Origin of the sequence: Sulfurisphaera ohwakuensis, assembly GCF_009729055.1 — an archaeon.
Classification (GTDB): Archaea; Thermoproteota; Thermoprotei_A; order Sulfolobales; family Sulfolobaceae; genus Sulfurisphaera; species Sulfurisphaera ohwakuensis.
In genome coordinates this window covers 1,051,109-1,068,878 of record NZ_CP045484.1, presented here as the reverse complement: position 1 = coordinate 1,068,878, position 17,770 = coordinate 1,051,109, and the positions used below count along the sequence as shown (strand labels likewise).

The 17,770-nt window shown below is 32.9% G+C and carries 16 protein-coding genes and 3 pseudogenes; 10 read left to right on the top strand and 9 right to left on the bottom strand.

What is annotated here, in order from left to right; all coding sequences use genetic code 11:
* The first annotated feature begins 33 nt into the window (after window positions 1-33).
* The 6 genes from D1869_RS06010 to D1869_RS05985 all read left to right on the top strand — a co-directional run bounded on the left by D1869_RS06010 (window position 34) and on the right by D1869_RS05985 (window position 6,988).
* Entirely contained in the window at window positions 34-1,947 is a 1,914-nt protein-coding gene (locus D1869_RS06010) for a xanthine dehydrogenase family protein molybdopterin-binding subunit (RefSeq protein ID WP_156014348.1), read from the top strand.
* Between the two features lie 2 nt (window positions 1,948-1,949).
* On the top strand, window positions 1,950-3,011 hold the full coding sequence (locus D1869_RS06005) for an amidohydrolase family protein (protein WP_156014347.1): 1,062 nt from the start codon (window positions 1,950-1,952) through the stop codon (window positions 3,009-3,011).
* Between the two features lie 98 nt (window positions 3,012-3,109).
* Entirely contained in the window at window positions 3,110-4,036 is a 927-nt protein-coding gene (locus tag D1869_RS06000) for a metallophosphoesterase family protein (protein ID WP_156014346.1), read from the top strand.
* Window positions 4,037-4,040: 4 nt separating this feature from the next.
* Complete coding sequence (locus D1869_RS05995) at window positions 4,041-4,502, top strand: hypothetical protein (protein ID WP_156014345.1); 462 nt, start codon at window positions 4,041-4,043, stop codon at window positions 4,500-4,502.
* Window positions 4,503-4,568: 66 nt separating this feature from the next.
* Window positions 4,569-6,164 (top strand): APC family permease, encoded by a 1,596-nt coding sequence (locus D1869_RS05990; protein ID WP_156014344.1) that lies wholly within the window; start codon window positions 4,569-4,571, stop codon window positions 6,162-6,164.
* 29 nt (window positions 6,165-6,193) lie between these two features.
* Entirely contained in the window at window positions 6,194-6,988 is a 795-nt protein-coding gene (locus D1869_RS05985) for a carbon-nitrogen hydrolase family protein (protein ID WP_156014343.1), read from the top strand.
* Here D1869_RS05985 and D1869_RS05980 read toward each other — a convergent pair.
* Genes D1869_RS05980 through D1869_RS05970 form a run of 3 tightly spaced genes read right to left on the bottom strand, consistent with a single transcriptional unit; the run spans window position 6,985 to window position 10,297 of the window.
* On the bottom strand, window positions 6,985-8,103 hold the full coding sequence (locus D1869_RS05980; RefSeq protein ID WP_156014342.1) for an FAD-binding oxidoreductase: 1,119 nt from the start codon (window positions 8,101-8,103) through the stop codon (window positions 6,985-6,987). The two genes, D1869_RS05985 and D1869_RS05980, sit on opposite strands and share 4 nt — an antisense overlap.
* Window positions 8,104-8,120: 17 nt before the next feature.
* On the bottom strand, window positions 8,121-9,362 hold the full coding sequence (locus D1869_RS05975; protein ID WP_156014341.1) for an amidohydrolase family protein: 1,242 nt from the start codon (window positions 9,360-9,362) through the stop codon (window positions 8,121-8,123).
* Complete coding sequence (locus tag D1869_RS05970; RefSeq protein ID WP_156014340.1) at window positions 9,359-10,297, bottom strand: aromatic ring-hydroxylating oxygenase subunit alpha; 939 nt, start codon at window positions 10,295-10,297, stop codon at window positions 9,359-9,361. Before D1869_RS05970 ends, D1869_RS05975 begins: the two co-directional genes overlap by 4 nt.
* Before the next feature lie 190 nt (window positions 10,298-10,487).
* On the opposite strand from D1869_RS05970, the pseudogene D1869_RS05965 reads away from it, so the two are divergent.
* Window positions 10,488-11,171: pseudogene (locus D1869_RS05965) on the top strand (ISNCY family transposase); the annotation flags it as partial.
* Between the two features lie 40 nt (window positions 11,172-11,211).
* Here the strand turns inward: D1869_RS05965 and D1869_RS15420 are convergent.
* Together D1869_RS15420 and D1869_RS15415 are read right to left on the bottom strand one after the other, a co-directional pair.
* Complete coding sequence (locus tag D1869_RS15420) at window positions 11,212-11,799, bottom strand: hypothetical protein (protein WP_231113755.1); 588 nt, start codon at window positions 11,797-11,799, stop codon at window positions 11,212-11,214.
* Between the two features lie 130 nt (window positions 11,800-11,929).
* Window positions 11,930-12,217: a DUF4322 domain-containing protein gene (locus D1869_RS15415; RefSeq protein ID WP_231113754.1), complete on the bottom strand. Its 288-nt coding sequence runs from the start codon at window positions 12,215-12,217 to the stop codon at window positions 11,930-11,932.
* A 363-nt stretch (window positions 12,218-12,580) separates the two neighbouring features.
* Between D1869_RS15415 and D1869_RS05955 the strand changes: the two genes are divergently transcribed.
* The gene (locus tag D1869_RS05955) at window positions 12,581-12,691 is read left to right on the top strand and encodes a cyanase (RefSeq protein WP_156014339.1); all 111 of its coding nucleotides are present in this window, start codon (window positions 12,581-12,583) and stop codon (window positions 12,689-12,691) included.
* A 29-nt stretch (window positions 12,692-12,720) separates the two neighbouring features.
* Here the strand turns inward: D1869_RS05955 and D1869_RS05950 are convergent, their stop codons facing one another.
* Window positions 12,721-13,701, bottom strand: a complete 981-nt coding sequence (locus tag D1869_RS05950) for a metallophosphoesterase family protein (protein WP_156014338.1) — start codon at window positions 13,699-13,701, stop codon at window positions 12,721-12,723.
* Window positions 13,702-13,895: 194 nt separating this feature from the next.
* Window positions 13,896-14,048 (bottom strand): annotated as a pseudogene (locus D1869_RS05945) (sulredoxin); the annotation flags it as partial.
* Between the two features lie 211 nt (window positions 14,049-14,259).
* On the opposite strand from D1869_RS05945, the pseudogene D1869_RS05940 reads away from it, so the two are divergent.
* Window positions 14,260-14,738, top strand: a pseudogene (locus D1869_RS05940) (IS200/IS605 family accessory protein TnpB-related protein); the annotation flags it as partial.
* 145 nt (window positions 14,739-14,883) lie between these two features.
* Here the strand turns inward: D1869_RS05940 and D1869_RS05935 are convergent.
* Window positions 14,884-15,576, bottom strand: a complete 693-nt coding sequence (locus tag D1869_RS05935; RefSeq protein WP_156014337.1) for an APC family permease — start codon at window positions 15,574-15,576, stop codon at window positions 14,884-14,886.
* A 39-nt stretch (window positions 15,577-15,615) separates the two neighbouring features.
* Here D1869_RS05935 and D1869_RS05930 point away from each other — a divergent pair, with 39 nt between their 5' ends.
* Window positions 15,616-16,683, top strand: a complete 1,068-nt coding sequence (locus tag D1869_RS05930) for an ISNCY family transposase (protein WP_156014336.1) — start codon at window positions 15,616-15,618, stop codon at window positions 16,681-16,683.
* Here the strand turns inward: D1869_RS05930 and D1869_RS05925 are convergent.
* The gene (locus D1869_RS05925; protein WP_184651091.1) at window positions 16,632-17,654 is read right to left on the bottom strand and encodes an amino acid permease; all 1,023 of its coding nucleotides are present in this window, start codon (window positions 17,652-17,654) and stop codon (window positions 16,632-16,634) included. The genes D1869_RS05930 and D1869_RS05925 overlap by 52 nt on opposite strands.
* Window positions 17,655-17,770: the final 116 nt, after the last annotated feature.

Here is a 17,770-nt window from a genome sequence, read left to right as displayed (position 1 = left end):
AGATATAATAATAATTGCCTTTTATTTTATTTAATGCTATATTATTACGTAGATGATATTAGGGGTAAATATAAAGTAGTAAGTTTTATAAGATCAAATAAGCCTTATGCTAAATTTAATATTAGGGGAAAGGTTTATACGTGGAAGGATATAAATTTCACTATTCCAAAAATCTTTGACAATGAGGGAAAGCTGAAAGAAATAGAAATACCACTTTTAGCAAAAGATAGAGCACTATATATTGGTCAACCGTTAGGAATGGTTATAGGAGAAGACGAGTATGATGCCGAAGATAAAAAAGAGGGAGTTGAAGTAGAGTATGAAGATTTAACTGGTCCGATTTATGAACCAGATAATGTAGTACATACGTTTTCTCAAGGAGATTATGAATTTGGTGAAAATTCTTTCTCGTTAAAGCTTACATTTAATAGACAATCCCCAGCTCCTTTAGAAGGAAGAGGTGTAATTGTAACTCATGAGGATGGAAGACTAATAATAAGAATTTCAACACAAGCACCAACAGTTGTTAGAAAAATAGTCTCAGAAATGCTAGATTTACCTGAGGAAAAAATTGAAATTAAAGTACCTAGAGTAGGTGGAGGTTTTGGTGCTAAACAAGATATTGTAATGGAAGAATTAGCCGTGATAGCTTTATCTTATGTGACTGGGGAAAACTTGAAGTGGATCGAAAGAAAGTCAGAACATATTATGACATCACAAGGTAGGGGTCAACAGCATGATGCGACTGTTTATTATAACACCAATGGGAAAATAACGGGAATTATAGATAACATAACTTATGATATGGGTGCTTTTCCTTTACCGTGGTCTGGTATTTCACCCTTATATGTTACTCTTATGAATTTAAAGAATGTGTATGATATAAAAATAAAAACTAACGTAAAAGTCGTTGCCTCTAATAGTCCGCCACAAGGGGCTTTCAGAGGTTTTGGTAGACCAGAAGCGTTCTTTGTTATAGAACGAATTATGGATGAAGTTAGTAGAAGGGTAAAAATTGACCCTATCAGTATTAGAGAGAGAAATTTAGGAAAAATCAATAATGATATAGGAGATGTAAAAATGGTACTAAAGAGATTAAGAGAGAAATATAATGAATATAGAGAAAAATATAAGGTTGGTATAGGAATTTCGCTTTACCTTCATTACGCCTCACCTACATCTAAAGTTTTGATAGGCGAGGAAAAATCATTTGTTGGGGGATATGAGTGTGTATCATTAAGGTTAACTGACACTGGCATAATTGAGGTTAGAACTACTACAGTTGACATGGGTCAAGGAATAAGTGATGTTTTAAGAGAAATAGTGAAGAGGGAATTAGATTACGATAGAATTGTTGTTTATACTGGTTCACAAGATGTTAATGGTTTTGGTAGTTGGGCCAGTAGGAGTGTAATTACTGCTGGAAATGCTACTCTTTTAGCCGCTAGGGAGTTAAAAGAGAAGATTGATAAACTTGGTGGGATAAAAAGAGTTTTAGAAAAATTAAATAATTCACCTTGGGAGTTAGAAGAAAAAGAGTTATACTCAATAAAATGTTATGAGCCAGAAGAATCAATAGGTGCAATAAGTGCTCAAATAAGCGTAGTTGAGTATGACGGTACAAATTTCTACTTAAGAGAGAATTATATAATTATTGATATAGGAGTTCCTGCAGATGTGGATAAGGTCAAAGGACAATTAATTGGAGGAATAGTTCAAGCATTAGGTGGGGTTCTTTACGAGAATGTTAATGAACCTTATAATTATCTAATACCAACAGCGAAAGAGGCTCCTAGAGTTAAAGTGGAGTTACTTAATACACCTTCAAGTACTCCAGGCGGATTTAGAGGAGTTGGAGAAAACAGCATTTCTGGTGCTTATGCATCTATTGCAAACGCAATTTCAGACTTTATTCCAGTTTATGAAATACCTATGAAGAGGGTGTGATATTGATAAAAATACCAGCTTTTTACGATATGCATTCTCATTTAGAAAATGCTTTTATTGGTAATGAAGGTGCTGAAAGTTTAGAAGAAGCTGTAGAAATATGGAGCAAAATAAGAGATAAGATGACAGTTGATGAGATAAAGAAAAGAATTGAGAAAGCAGCTTTAATAGAACTATTTTATGGTACAACTCACATAAGAGTCCATGCAGACACATGCTCTAAAAATAGTGTGAAAGCTGCTATTTTAGCAAAAGATGAATTGAAAGAATATATTGATTTGCAAATTGTAGCATTTCCCGAGCAAGGTATATTTAATTGTTCAAAAGAAGATTTTGTAAGATATTCTTCAATGGTTGATATAATTGGAGGAAAGCCTGAGGCTGATAAAGACCCTTACCTTCATATGGGTTTTATAGCTGAATTAGCATATAAACTTCAGAAGCCTATAGACGTTCATATTGACCAGCATGATGAGAGAACCAAACATAGTGAGTATATGCTAGGAGTTACTAAAACTCATTTAGCCTTAAGTCATTTAACTGCTTTACATTTTTATTCTGAAAATTATGCTAAAAAGTTAATAAGAATGATTAAGGAAAAGAATGTAAGTGTGATTAGCTCACCATTAACAGCCTTTTATCTTAATGGGGGTAATTCTTATCCGATGTTTAGAGGAGTCACAAGAGTAAAAGAGTTACTAAGAGAGAATATAAATGTTTGCTTAGGTCATGACGATATCCAAAACCCATTTTATCCAGCTGGTGTAGGTGATATGCTTCAAGTCTTATGGCTTCTAATGAATATAGAAAAAACATTTGATATTTCATGGTTAGATTTAATAACTACTAATGCAGAAAAAGAATTTGGAAATAAAAACGAAGATTATATCTTAGTTGATTTGAAAGATGTTAAAGAACTTTTATTCACAATGATGCCAAGACACGTAGTTTTTAGGAAAGGAAAAATTGTTGCTAAATCTACTGTAGAAGTGAAAGTATTAGATTTAAATCCATTTGATCTAATGAGAGAATTGTATAGAGATAACTTAAATAATTCATTATAATTGTAATTTAAATCTTGAGAAATACTGTATAACAAATTTAAATTTAATATCATTTTATCTAAAGTTAAACTTATATAGACTTACTCTCATTCCATGATATGGGAAATGAAACAAAAATATTGTTCGTCTCTGATATTCATGGTTCTGAGGTAGTGTTTAGGAAAGCTTTGAATGCCGCCAAAATGTTTTCAGTAGATTACCTTATTCTAGGTGGAGATCTAGTATCTAAGGATTTTGCATTATATTTAAAGAATGGCAATTCTATTTTTTTAGGTGAAAAAGAAGTTTCTCTCGATGAAATTGAAAAAGCATATAAAAACTCTGGTTTAGCTCCATTATTTTTCGAATCGAAAGACGAGTTAGATGAATTCCATTCTAATCAGCAATTTAGGAGAGAGAAAATCTTAGACTTCATTCAAGGTCAAATAGACTCTTGGATCAAAATATTTGAGGAAAAAACTAAGAATACTAAATTTAAAACAGTTTGGAATACAGGTAATGACGATCCATTAGAAGTAGACTCTTATTTAGAAAGGTATGGAATAAAGGTTGCTGAAAATGAACTTATTGAAATTAATGATCTAATTATGGTAAGTAGCGGTTACGTAAATCCGACTCCTTGGAATACCTATAGGGAATTACCAGAGTCTACACTTTATAATAGGCTAATGGATAAGATAACAAAATTGGAAAACCCGGAATTTGCAATATTTAATTTCCATGCACCACCTTATAATACTAAGCTAGATATTGCAAATGTAAATAATAAGAATATTCATGTAGGATCGCAAACAATTAGAGAGCTTATTGAAAAGTATCAACCCTTATTAGGGTTACATGGACATATTCATGAATCTCCTAACATTGATAAAATTAGGAATACAACAATTGTAAATCCGGGAAGTAATTATAAAGATGGAATATTAAATTACGCACTAATAGTAGTTAAGAAAGAATCTAAGGGTTTTGGAAGAGCATACATAAAGAAGTTTGAAGTAAAGAGTGTAATATTGGGTAGAGGTTAAAATGGTGAGTAGTTATTCTTTAATATTAAATAAGCAAGCTGAATTGAAGCAATTCTTGTTTAATCCCTTTTTATTTTCTGGCATTACTGGGCATTTACTAATTAGTAAAATTTTTGATCAATCTACAAAGTCATATGTTAATTTAAGCCAAGCCAAGGAACCAGATCTCTCTAAATATCAAGTTTTTATTGTATACGATCATGAGACTACTGAGTTTAATAGAGGTATTATGATAGTATATCCAAAGTTCTCTGGAATAATTTACCACATAGAAACTTTTGATAACACATTAAATGGTGACTTTGAAATTCTAGTACAAGATAAGAAATTATTATTTATTGACAATATTAAAGTCAAAAAAAGTATATTTGGAGGTCGTTCTTATTCAGAATTAACTAAACATATAATAAATGATCACATTAAGACTTTTCTATCTTCTCTAGGATTGGACGTTGTTGTTGAATAAGGTAAATAAAAAGTTTTTACTTTTTTAAACAAAATTCTTATATTTCTGTTTATATAAATATGTAGTATGGCTGAAAAGAAAATATTCATTAGAGAATCATCTGGTCTAGTTAGGCAAATGAGCAGTAGGCATGCCTTTGCAAAAGTTTTAGCAATGATTGTTCCAATATCTGTTTATTATACGATGATTTACTCTCCAGCATTACCTGCTGCAAACTGGACTTTAGGTATAATATTAGCCTCTATAGTAGCCTTACCAATATTTTTAACATATCTAAAATTAGCTGAGCATATTCCTAGATCATCTGGTGAGTATATTTATATAACTAGAATATTACATCCAGCATTAGGCAGTATCCAGGCAGTTGCTAATATATTTTCAACACCTTTGTTGGCTGCAATTTTATCCCAAATAGAGATATCTGCGGGTATTGCACCAGCATTTCAAGTAATTGGTTTAGCCTTTCATAATTCACTATTACTTAATTTAGGTAATAGTATGTTAGCAAACCCAACTATTTTTGAAATAGCTTCATTTATTTCTCTTATTTTATTTTGGATAATTAGTGTCCTACCCCCGAGATATATGGCGAACTTTTTGTTTACAATAGCTTCACTTCAAGTAGTAGGAGGAATATTAATAGTAGCATTATTACTTGAAGGACCTAAAGCTTTTGCAACAGCATTCAATTCCTTATCTGGTGAGTTTTCTGGACCTACTTACTCTTCTCTATACTCTCAAGGTCTCTCTTACTATTCCCCTATTGTAAACCCATTGCAGACATTAGTTTGGATGATACTAATGATTATGTGGTTATTCGTATGGTTTTTTGCTCCATCTTATTTTGCTGGTGAATATAAAGCCCCTGGAAGATCAATAAAAATGGGAATGCTAAGCGGATATATTATAGCTTCTGCAATAATATTCGGACTTGTCATTGGAACAGAATATTCAATGAGTATACCATTCTTTAATTATGTTTCATTAAATGGTTGGGGCAGTTCAATACCACTTCAAGCTTCTTCTGGATTTATAGCTTGGGGTGGAGTACTAGCATTAAGTAGTCCCATTTTAGCGTTTTTCGTTGCAGTATTAAATTTAGGTATACAATTCGTAGCTGGTCCACTATCTTTAGCAATTCCAAGTAGAGTTCTTTTAGCTATGTCTTTTGACAGATTAATTCCAGAAAAGTTTGCTTATGTAAGTCCAAAGCTAAAGACACCTTTAATAAGTTCAATATTTGTACTGGCATTAGCACTAATCTTTGAATATGTTACTATAAATGGAATCTTTCTAGTTTCAACAATAGTCCTTATAGGTATACTATTCTTATATCAATTCTTGTTAGCTACTATTTCAGCTATTGTTGCTGGAATTAAGGGAATACCTGGAGAGGAACTAAGTAAGAAGGATAAGATAGAATTTTTAACTTATGGCTCTCTAGCATCCATAGTTTTGGCTATCTCAGTATTCTTCTCAATATGGTATGCTAGTGTGAACAGTTTGTACGCATCAATGGTAATTGGTAATTTAATTATCGATTACTTAGTCATAGGGTTAATACCAGTTATAGGTTTGGTATTTTATTTTATATCAAAAGAATATAGACTTCGTCAAGGTATCGATATAAATTTAGCCTTTAAGTTAATACCACCAGAATAATTTATTTACTTTTTTTATGACTATATTTTATGCGAATTGCTATTATTCAAACCTATATGACCTGGGATAAAAAGGATAATATAGAAAGACAAGTAGAATTAGTAAATAAGGCAATAGATAATAAGGCAAAAATAATTGCATTAGATGAGTTAAGCAATACGATTTATTTTCCCTTTGAGCAAAATCCTAAATATTTTAGCTGGGCAGAGACTGAAAGAGGAGAGACTCTACAGAGGTTTAAGGATATAAGCAAAGAAAGAGAAGTTAGCTTAATTGTACCAATTTTTGAGAGGGACAGTAATTTCTTTTACAATACTGCATTTATACTGGATAATGGGGAAATTATAGGAAAATACAGAAAAACTCATTTGCCACAAGAGGAGTTTTTTAACGAATATTATTACTTTAAAGTTGGGGATTTAGGTTTTCCCATATTTGATTTAAAGGGTGTGAAAACTGGAGTTGTTATTTGTCACGATAGGCATTTCCCAGAGCCTGTCAGAGTTGAAGTAATTAAAGGAGCCTGGCTAATTTTCATACCTTCTGTTGCTGCATTTAAAGAGATTTGGGAATTGGAGCTTAAGGCTCATGCTGTTTTTAACACTGTATATATTGCTGGAATAAATAGGTTTGGTAAAGAATATCCTAATCAAAAAGAAGAGTATTTTGGTGAAAGTATGATTATTTCGCCAATAGGCGAAATAGTTACTAAGGCTGGGAAAAACGAAGAGATATTATATGCTGATATTTCTGAAGATGAAGTTATTAACGCGAGAATAAAAAGACCTTTCCTAAAAAAGAGGCTATCAAGTTATGGGCTCTAAAAATCTAACTTGCCTGAATTAAATAGATCTTCTGCGTCAACTTTTCTCTTAAAGTTAATGATATATTTTAATCTTCTTTCCTCAACTCTATCATTTATCTTATAAGAATGTAAATTGAACATTTTGCCAACATTGGGAAGCTTATTACAACCAATAAAGTAAGTGTGGGAGAAATATTTGATAGAACTTTTTGATAATTCAGCACTTATATAACAATCTTGTGTATCTATTTTTTCAAGCTCGTCAAGAGAAATATCTAAAGAATTATAATATAACCCTGTCTTGTTTACTACTGTAAAATATGCACCCGCAAAGGTAGTAATTATATCTTTAAGTTGAAAACCTTTATCACTTTCAATACCATAAATTACATTCCATTTGCCCCAATTTTCACCTGGTTCAATCTCTTTAGCCATTGGATAATTTCGTATACTAATGAACTCTGCATAATCTATAACTTTTAATGAAAAGTTTATTGCTTCTGATAAAGAGTTAAACTTTTGTTTCTCTATCTCGACTCCTTTCCTGTTCTTAACTAATCTAAACTTTATCCTAGTTAGAATTCCAGTAGTTCCAGCAGATTGTGCAATAGAATAAACTTCATTTCCAGTTAATGTATATTTTCCCTTTAATGTATAAACTTCTGCTTCAGTTACATTATCCCATACAGCTCCATTTTTCAACGAACCAAAACCTAAAGATCCTCCTTCAACAAAACCACCTATAGTAGCCATATAGAAACTTGTCGGAATTACTGGTAAATCATTTATTCCAAGCTCATTGAATTCTGTTCCACTATAAGCTAATAAATAACCTTTACTTTTTTCAAAACCTTTTAAACTAGTAACATCCAAAATTACTGTATTTTCCTTAATAGGTATTGTTGCCCCTAACGTATTAGTCCCTTTTCCTCTAACTATAACTGGAAAATGGTATTCATTCATAAGTTCTATTACTTTCTTTACATCTTCCTCACTTTTTATCTTTATAACTGCTTTTGGTAGTTTTCTCATTGATGAGATAATAGGAGATATATACGAGTAATCAGTAGAATATTTCTCAAGAAGCTCAATAGAAGTTATTACTTCTTTAAAATACTTAGAGAGAAAATCCATAATAAATATTTTGAAAACTATTTTAAAAGCTTTCCCTTTGGTGAACTAACTAATTCTCCTTTGTCTATTACAACCTCACCATTTATGATTATTGTATCTGGTTTTCCTATAACTTCATAACCTTCATAAGGAGTCCAATCCACCATGTGGGTGTTTTCTACTGAAACTCTCCATTTCTTTTCAGGATCATAGATTACTAGGTCAGCTCTATAACCCATATCGATTTTACCGACATCTAATTTATTTATCTTAGCCGGGTTCTCAGAGAGAAGTTCTATTGCCTTATAAAGTGGTAGGTTTCTCTTTATGAATTCAGTCAAAATAATTGGAACCCTTAACTCAACACCAGGTAATCCTGGAACTAAATCAGGAAATTCTTTATGATTTTCTTTTACTTCTTTATCAAACCAATTATGATCAGTAGCAATAATTGAAACCTTATTAATTCTTTTCCAGATCTCTTCTGGGTCTCTAACTGGTGGTGTGGTCACAAAAAGGTATGAGTCTCTTCTATCATATACTTTCTTACTTAAAATTAAGTGATGTAGGACAACTTCAGCCTTAACTTTGTCTGGTAACAAATCAAGAGTTTTACCGCTACTTACATGTGCTATTAAGCCGTTTTCTATTAAAGGAATTGCCCTAATAACTGCAGAGAGTTCAGTTTCATCCGGCCTCGTTAGTAAATGAAGTTTTGGACTTCCTCTTAAATTATTAGACAATACATTAATTAATTCCTCGTCTTCAGCGTGAATCATTACATAACCTTGTCTTTCATTTACGAACTCGTTTATTTTCTTTAACCCAGCTAAAGTACTTTTTAAGCCGGCATACTCAATCATCATAAATTTAACCGAATTAAAACCTATATCAAAAGCTTTTTTCAAATTATCTGTAACATCATTAGCAAATATATGAAAAGTGTAATTAACATAAGAGGAAGAGAATTGCTTAATTCTCTCCTCAACATTAGGCTGTCTATTCGAAAAAGCAAAATCTATTACAGTTGTTGTTCCTCCAAATGCTGCAGCTAATGTGCTTTTTTCTACAGTATCAGATGTTGGAACTTTTAAATATCTTTTATAAATATGGACGTGGTTATCAACTCCTCCAGGCAAAAGAAGTTTGCTATCTCCATCTAAAACCTTTTCATTAGTCTGAATATCTTTACTAACTTTAACAATCCTTTCTTCTTCTATTTTAACTTCAGCTTCCGTAATTCCTTCCTTTGTTATTATTCTTACATTTTTTATAATCATAGTAAACCCAACTCTGGAAACTTTCCAATTCTCCTTTTTAGATAATGTCTGTAAAATATTGATAGTTTATCTGCTTTAACATGAATTTCCTTTGATAAATCAAGGTAATATATATCTGGTTGTGTTTCTAAAACCTCTTTATCTTGCATAATTATTGTATCTTCAAAGTTTCTAATTACATTTTCATCTGTTTCGTAATCGTAGTTCATGAAAATCCAAGCAAAGACTACACTTTTATTCTTACTTTCTGGTTTAATCGCAAAAATCATGGAAAATGTTCTTTCACTCTCATCGGTTTTTGTAAAGTATAAGAATAGTGGTCTATATATAATGTAAGTATAGCTCTCATACTTTTCAGTGTGACTACCGTCTGGATTTGGTTGATATACCTTAATATTTTTTGCTACAATTCCTTCATTAGTAATTTCAACATTATATTCTGGTATATAAGGATATTTAGGGTCCCCTAAGTAGTTTTCATGAACATAGGGGAAGTGGGATACATCAAATAAATTTTCTAATACTCTAAAAGGATTTGCGTTTATATAGTAAGGACCACATTTAATTTTTCTAAAACTATCCCACTCTTTAATTTCTGGTAAATCATCTTTTGGTTCATCAATAGATATCCAAATAATACCATATTTTTCCTTTACGTAATATTTTCTTAAATTTACACTTATCTTTTTACCCAATGAAGGCACAATAGTTAATTTTCCTTCTAGATTAAATCTCCAACCGTGATATGGGCATTGAATTTCATCTTCAATAATTTTTCCTTTAGACAACTTAGCTAACCTATGGGGACATCTATTACTTAATCCATAAAGCTTTCCATTTTTTCTAATTATAACTATGTCTTGTCCTAATATGTTTGTTTCATATATATCCTTAACCTCATCTGAAAAAGCAACCGGTAACCATTCATTGTACATAAGTTAAGATTTTCTTTTTAGTATTTAAATATTTAGAGTAGTTTTTCAAGATTAATGATATTATATGGATCTATGATTTACTCAAGCTTCTTCATTGAATACGTTTTTTCCTTATAGTATTTGTCGGAAAATCCGTGCAGTTTAAGGGCACCTTGAAAACTTTTTAAAAATTAACTAACAAAAATATCGGATGAATACAAACTCACTAATCCAAGCGTATTACAAAGCACTTCAAGAAGCATTACAACAAATATTCACAACCTAGCTTGAGAAAAGACACACTAGCAAAACTAGTACTTGGAGGAGTAATGGGTGGAACAGCAAAAGAAATAGCAACGTGCATGGACTACGAGACAGTACCTTAACAAACTAGCAAACTGATCAAAATAGTAAAAGAGATAGTAAAAGACCAACCCAGTACAACTAATAATAGATGACACACATGATCACAAACAACACGCACTACCAGTATCAAGAAACGGAGCACAAGTCTTCTACTGCAGAGAACACAAAAGATACGAACCAACAATACAACTACTCATAATAACAATAAAAGACTTAAAAACAAACGAAACCTACATAGTAACAATAATACCCTACAAAAAGTTGCAAAAATACTCAAGAAGAAGCAGAGTTTAAGACGAAAATCCAAATATACTTGGAGTTACTATCACTTCTAGAGAAAGAATTTAACATTGTATTGAAATCGTTTGACTCTTGGTATGTTAATTCTAGGACTCTTTTATCTAATACCGTCGGGGAACTTAAGTCCAACTCGCGAGTCGCCGAGGGTAGTAGGCTTGTGCCGGTTGGCGAGTTCCCCGAGGGGGAATACCTAGTTGAGTATCTAGGTATTCCCATAAAATTACTCGTATAGCACTTATAGGAAAATCGTACCCTAGACCCCAATTTCATTACCCCGAAAATAATTCAAGAGAGTTAAAAAATAGATAAAATAATTTAACTAAATATTCTTGCAAAATAGTAATATTATCTTGCAAGAGCAAGATGGTTAGGAGTAAGCGGAAGTCTTCCTTGCTCGTTGTCCCCTTGAGGAGCAAGTATAGTGTATAGATTAACATTGCTAGGAGGAAGATGAATAATCGGAATAGCCAACTCCTTGATGAGGTAAAGATTAGGAAAGATTTGATTAACTTGTATGATGTTTCTATTGGTGTCCTAACCTTGTTATACCATTTTACAATAATACTCCTATTTACGTCTAGGTTTGTCCCCTTAGCCAAGTACTCCTTTTCCCTACCGTGATGTATTATTAGCCTAAAGGTTGCCTTCTTAGCATTTGACTTTGCAGTATAATCACCATCGAAGTTTCCATGTATTCCAACCTTTTCCATGGCTACTCCAATGATGAAGTTAAACCTTGATAAGTAGTTGATCACGTCTACTGAATAGAATCCGGCATCTAGTGTTACTAGTTCTATTTCTAGGCCTAATGCTGGTATTTGTTGTATTGGGTTTTCAACTATCTCTAGTCTTGTCATTCTATGCGTGTGAATGCTAGTATTAGTGTTTTTTTCTTTACTCTTGTTGTTGCTGTTGCGTAATTCTATGCGTAATCTTTTTCTGAGCCGCTTAGTCCTTCTATTGGTTTTCCCTTGTATTTTATTGACGTTAGTCTATTGATATTTTTACACGTTTTCTTCCGCCTAGTTCCTTGATGGAGATTGTTTTGATCATGTTTAGCATTTGTTCTATTACTTGTGGTTGTTCTTCCACGTAGTTTCTTACTGTTTGTGGTGAGATGCCAAATTCTTTTGCCTTGTTTTCTGCTGAATCTTTTGTTAGTGCTGCTGTTACAAGTGTTTTCTTGACTTCTTCTGCCTTGAAGTTTATGATGGAAAATAATTTTTCCTTGATTTGTGCAAGTGTCTTTGGGTGGACGGAGTCTGGTATTATCAAGTTAGTTCCCCTAAGGTAATACCACTCCGTCCACCTTAACTTTTTATTACAAAATTTTCAAGATAATAGATAATTACTCTTTGAAATTATTTTTGTAAAATGAATTTGGGGTCTAGGGTAAAAATGCTAATCTTTATAACTTTGAATAGCAAAATTTAAATATTATTATAATTCTATAAATAGAGATAAATTAAAAGAATTTTATTTTTAAGAGTGTCTAGGAATAGCTAATTTTAGAAAGTGTTAATATACTTCGTCTTAATATAAAATAGTTATCAGAAAGTGAAGGTAAAAGTATATAGATTGTATAAAAGCTTTAATAATAGGTAATTTGTACGTCGGATAAGTCTAAGGCTAGGAATAATGAGCATGATAGATGTGACAATAGATGTAGGAAAGACAGTAGATGAAAAAGGAAATGAAAGAATGATACTAACATTTAACGGAAAATGGCTAAAATACGCAAAATGGTAATTAAGCTAGAGATCGATTTTTCTTACTTTTTATCCTGTGATTAATTGATGTGTTTTTACTTTCCCATTTTCAAGAACTAAATATGCTCCATGAAAGATTCCGGAATTATACTCACTACCGGGGTTAAGAACTAAAGTACCAGCAACTTTATCGAAAGCTCTTGACTCATGAATATGACCGTGAATTCCTAATAAAGGTTTATACTCCTCAATAATTTGCCTTACAGCCTTAGAGCCTACATGCGTCATCACTATTTCACCACCCCTAACCACGGCCTTTAAGTTCTTATCTAAAAGTGGTGCATTGTCTAGATTAGTTCCGTAAGGTGGGGCGTGTAAATTGAGTATTGTTTTACTGGGATCCCTAACCTTTTCCATCATTGTTTTTAAATTTGAGTAGAGTTCATCCTCACTCATCTCCCTATGAGTATTCCAGGGAGTGGGATTTACATAGCCGAAAGAGATCATTTCATAATCACCAATTGGTATTACAAAACCCTCAGTCCTCTTCATTACATTGCTTTCATCAATTATATCAAAGAGGTAAAGAGGGTCGTCATTTCCCAGATTTACGTAAATTGGTATATTAGCCCCAGCATATCTCTCATCAGCAATCTTTATCCACTCCCTAAGTCTCTCTATCATTGCTTGCTTAAATGCCTCATCCAATTTACTCTTATCATTTACTAATTCCTCATAACCCTTTTTATCAGTAATTATATAATAATTCCCCTCATTTCTTATCCTCTGCGTTATTACTTGTAATCCTTCCCTCCCCACAACTTCACCGTTAACCTCATATTTTCCCTCCCCTATGTCTATTATGGGGATTAAAGCTTTACCAGCTAAGTCACCACCTATTATCATTATGTCTACTTTAAACATCTTTCCCGCATTAAGGAATTTCTTAAATGCTACATCTGATGCGTGAAGATCTGAGGTGAAAAGTATTTTTATTTGCCTTCCTCCATTGCTAACTCCATCAGGCTGTTTTTTTCTAAATAAGCCCATAAGAATTTTGAAACATGCATAGTATATAAATATTGCGTTCCTAGGCGGTATATACTATTTAAATACAAATTATTCACTTTGTGCCTTTAATCTATCATTTTACTTTTCATAAACTTTTACAAAAAGCTCCCTAAACTTTTTTACTGTTCACTGAGAGTGATAAAAAATAAAAAACTTTTAGAGGGGAATTTTATTCAAATATCAACCTCTATCCAACCGTTATTATCCCTAATCTGATAAACCTTTAAACCCATCTTCTCCTTAGGTGCATCTAGTGCAACATAAGGTGGTTCCAACATCCTACCATACCTTAAATCAAATACCGCATGATGACATGGGCATTTTACAAAAATTGGGGTTAAGGGGGCGAAAAGCCTCGACTCTGTGAGGCGGGGATGGAAATTTAAATACTCCTTTTTTCTGAAATTCTTTTAATGGCTAGGAGGGGCAAAGCGATCAGAGCTACTGTTTCTATGAAGATCGCCCTATCTGAACCCCTTATATAAAACATATTAGTCAGATCTATATTACACAGATCTGACTAATATGTTTTATATAAGGTGGAAGGAGAACAAGAGGATCCTCAATAGGATTCGTTCTTTTCATCAAAGGGCTAGGCGTATTATGGAGGACTTCGCTAGAAAGGTAGGGAAGTGGGTTGTTGAAATTGCTAGAGATTTTGGTGCTAATGTTATTAAGTTGGAGAACCTCAAGAACCTCATCAAGAACGTGGATAAACTACCGAGAGAATATCATGACAAACTCTACTTGATGCAGTATCGTAGGATTCAATATTGGGTTGAGTGGCAAGCTAAGAAACACGGTATTCTAGTTCAATACGTTAATCCCAGTTATTCTTCTGTTTCATGTCCAAAGTGTGGTAAAAGGATGAAGGAGATCTCTCATAGGTATTTTCGTTGTCCTTCATGCGGTTATGAGAACGATCGTGACGTTATCGCGGTAATCAATCTCAATGGGAGGGGTCTCTGACCCTCTCAACTGCCCCTCAAATGAGAGATGTAAATCCGAATCAATGAGGGGAACCCTTGCCCTTTAAAGTGTATTAAAATTAGGTGCCTTAGCACACGCTGCTCTCGCCATATACTTTAGTAATAAAAAATAGAATTGACTTGGGAACTAACTTGTTGTTTAAATTCATTAAAGCTTAACAACCTATCTTATTCATTCTGGAGGTATTTCTTTAAAGGCTAAGGTTACATTAATACCTTGTCTTTCTCTTATTTTTAAAGCTGTAAAGTACAGTAAAGTACCGCCCACTGGAATTAAAAGTAATGTTGAGATCGTATCTAAGGAGTTTCCAGCAAATACGAATGAGCTGTAAATAGGGTTGACAAATCCGTAAGCTAGAACTATAATTGCTGATGCTAAAAGATCTATTGTTGCTATTATACCCATTATAATTATCTTGATTCTATCACTTCTGGTAATATTTATTGTATTACCTCTTCTTATTACCATGAAAATACTAGATAATGTTGCAGGTACCATTTGATATATTACTATTAAAGTTATTATGCCAATTGGAGTTATTGAAAATCCTCCGAGACTTTGGGCATAAGTCCATATTGCTGTTATAACTGTGATAACTATCGATGCTATTAACGGAATTCCTTTGGTTGTAACTGCTGATAGAAATTCGGGTAATAATCTATCGAAAGACATTGCTAATACAACTCTTGTAGCTAGAGCCATTAGTATGGCATTTATTGCGAATTCTGCTAAGAAATTTGTTATGGCTAAAACTGTTAAGAGTGTTGGATTATTATATACCATTATCGAAGCCCATATTATAAACCCTTCACTAAAAGAGATTGGAATAGCATTTATAGGAAAATCCTTGCAGTTTAAGGGCACCTTGAAAACTTTTTAAAAATTAACCAAACAAAATATCGGATGAATACAAACTCATTACTCCAAGCGTATTACAATGCACTACAAGAAGCATTACAACAAATATTCACTGCCTTGACTAGCTTGAGAAAAGACACACTAGCAAAACTAGTACTTGGAGGAGTAATGGGTGGAACAGCAACAGAAATAGCCCAAGCAACGGGCATGGACTACGAGACAGTACTAAAAAACCTTAACAAACTAGCAAACACAAACCTGATCAAAATAGTAAAAGAGATAGTACAAGACCACCCAGTACAACTAATAATAGATGACACACATGATCACAAACAACACGCAAGAGCACTACCAGTATCAAGAAACGGAGCACAAGTCTTTTACTGCAGAGAACACAAAAGATACGAACCAACAATACAACTACTCATAATAGCAATAAAAGACTTGAAAACAAACGAAACCTACATAGTAACAATAATACCCTACATACCACAAAAGGTTGTTGAGATATTAAGGGAGAGGGGAGAGGAGGTTGAGTTCAAGACAAAGATACAAGAATACTTGGAAACATTGCCAATTCTCGAGAAGGAGTTTAATGTTGTGTGCAAGGTTTTTGATTCTTGGTATGTTAATTCTAGGACTCTTTTATCTAATACCGTCGGGGAACTCAAGTCCAACTCGCGGGTCACCGAGGGTGGTAGGCTCGTGCCAGTTGGCGAGTTCCCCGAGGGGGAATACCTAGTTGAGTATTTAGGTATTCCCATAAAATTACTTGTAATAGATGATTATAAGGGTTTTGGAAGGAGGTACTTCTTCTCTACCAACGTTAATGATACTGCTGAGGATATCATAACTGCGTGGGAGAATCGTTGGGATATTGAGGTTTTGATTAGGGAGCTTAAAGCCTTGGGATTGGAGAAAGGTTCTTTCCTCACTTGGGTTAGGAATAAGGGGTTTATAACCCTTAAGGCCCTCTCCTTACTCTTGGTACTCTTGTTTAAGTACTCTCTTGGTTTGTATTTGGGTGCCAAGAGGATAGCAAGGGTGATAAAAAGTATTTATCAATCTTTGGGCGGGATTAAGAAACTTTTTAAGAGAAGGAAAAAGACGTAAAATGCTATTGGAATATTACCCCATCCATGTAATGAAGAATACTCAAAGAAAGGCAAACCTACAGCGTATTCTGAGGAGTATGATACTAGAAATAATAATATGCCTCCTATTACCCAACCTATTATCATACCCCTTCTAATAGACTTTTTACCTCCTTTAAACTCTCCAGCAAAATATGATGGTCCTATAAACCACGCTAAAATCCAGAGCCATAAGAGAATTGCCATAATAATAGTGCCTTCGAAGTTAAGAGGATAAATTAGGGATTTACCTTGAGAGGAGATTTCAGAATATGTCTGTGAAGATCCGAATTCTTGTGAAATATGGTTGAAAACTGTTATAAAACCATGATTGCCTAAGGCTAAAAATATTGCAGAAACTAAAATCGTTCCTATTATTTGTCCTAGAAAGAGTGATACTACTACAACTTTAGACAATATTTTATTACTAAATGATATAATAATAAAATAAATTACTACAAATATTTCAGAAATTATAAAGGTATAAAACGGTGAAGATATTATTTCTGAGGCATAATTTACTAGTGACTGATTATTGTAAGCTAAACCTATAATTTGTAAGAATGGAACCAGCCCAGAGTCTACGGTTAATGTTATGATTAAAGATGCAGTAAACATACTCATACCAATAATAGTAGTTATTCCTTGTATTGTTCCTATTAGTGAGTGTAGGAATCTTGATATGTATATGTATTCTCCGGAGGATCTTGGTATTAGTTCTGATAATCTTAAGTATATGTAGAATGGTGGTATTGCGAATAGGAAGCCTATTAATGCTGATAAGCCGAAATTGTTAGCACCAGGAACACCGGGGGAGTAAAGAAGAGTATAATAAGCAGCTAAAGGCAGCATTACGTTCATTACCTTTCCTGCAGCATCGAACATGCCAAATTGTTTTATTAAACCTGATGACTCTCTTACGAAAATTTTAGATGCTTTTTCCTCCTTCATTTTATATTTAATCTCATAATTATGCATAAAAATATCATTTGTATCATATTATCCTAGTTTATATTACATCCACATATATTGTAATACTCATGATTACTAGTAATCCTTAAGTAATC

Coding starts and splice junctions, on each gene's coding strand:
- D1869_RS15420 (WP_231113755.1), bottom strand. CDS start 11,799: ATGACAAGACTAGAGATAGTTGAAAACCCAATACAACAAATACCAGCA.
- D1869_RS05950 (WP_156014338.1), bottom strand. CDS start 13,701: ATGGGCTTATTTAGAAAAAAACAGCCTGATGGAGTTAGCAATGGAGGA.
- D1869_RS06010 (WP_156014348.1), top strand. CDS start 34: ATGCTATATTATTACGTAGATGATATTAGGGGTAAATATAAAGTAGTA.
- D1869_RS05925 (WP_184651091.1), bottom strand. CDS start 17,654: ATGAAGGAGGAAAAAGCATCTAAAATTTTCGTAAGAGAGTCATCAGGT.
- D1869_RS05980 (WP_156014342.1), bottom strand. CDS start 8,103: ATGGATTTTCTCTCTAAGTATTTTAAAGAAGTAATAACTTCTATTGAG.
- D1869_RS05930 (WP_156014336.1), top strand. CDS start 15,616: ATGAATACAAACTCATTACTCCAAGCGTATTACAATGCACTACAAGAA.
- D1869_RS05985 (WP_156014343.1), top strand. CDS start 6,194: ATGCGAATTGCTATTATTCAAACCTATATGACCTGGGATAAAAAGGAT.
- D1869_RS05990 (WP_156014344.1), top strand. CDS start 4,569: ATGGCTGAAAAGAAAATATTCATTAGAGAATCATCTGGTCTAGTTAGG.
- D1869_RS06000 (WP_156014346.1), top strand. CDS start 3,110: ATGGGAAATGAAACAAAAATATTGTTCGTCTCTGATATTCATGGTTCT.
- D1869_RS05970 (WP_156014340.1), bottom strand. CDS start 10,297: ATGTACAATGAATGGTTACCGGTTGCTTTTTCAGATGAGGTTAAGGAT.
- D1869_RS05955 (WP_156014339.1), top strand. CDS start 12,581: ATGAGCATGATAGATGTGACAATAGATGTAGGAAAGACAGTAGATGAA.
- D1869_RS05975 (WP_156014341.1), bottom strand. CDS start 9,362: ATGATTATAAAAAATGTAAGAATAATAACAAAGGAAGGAATTACGGAA.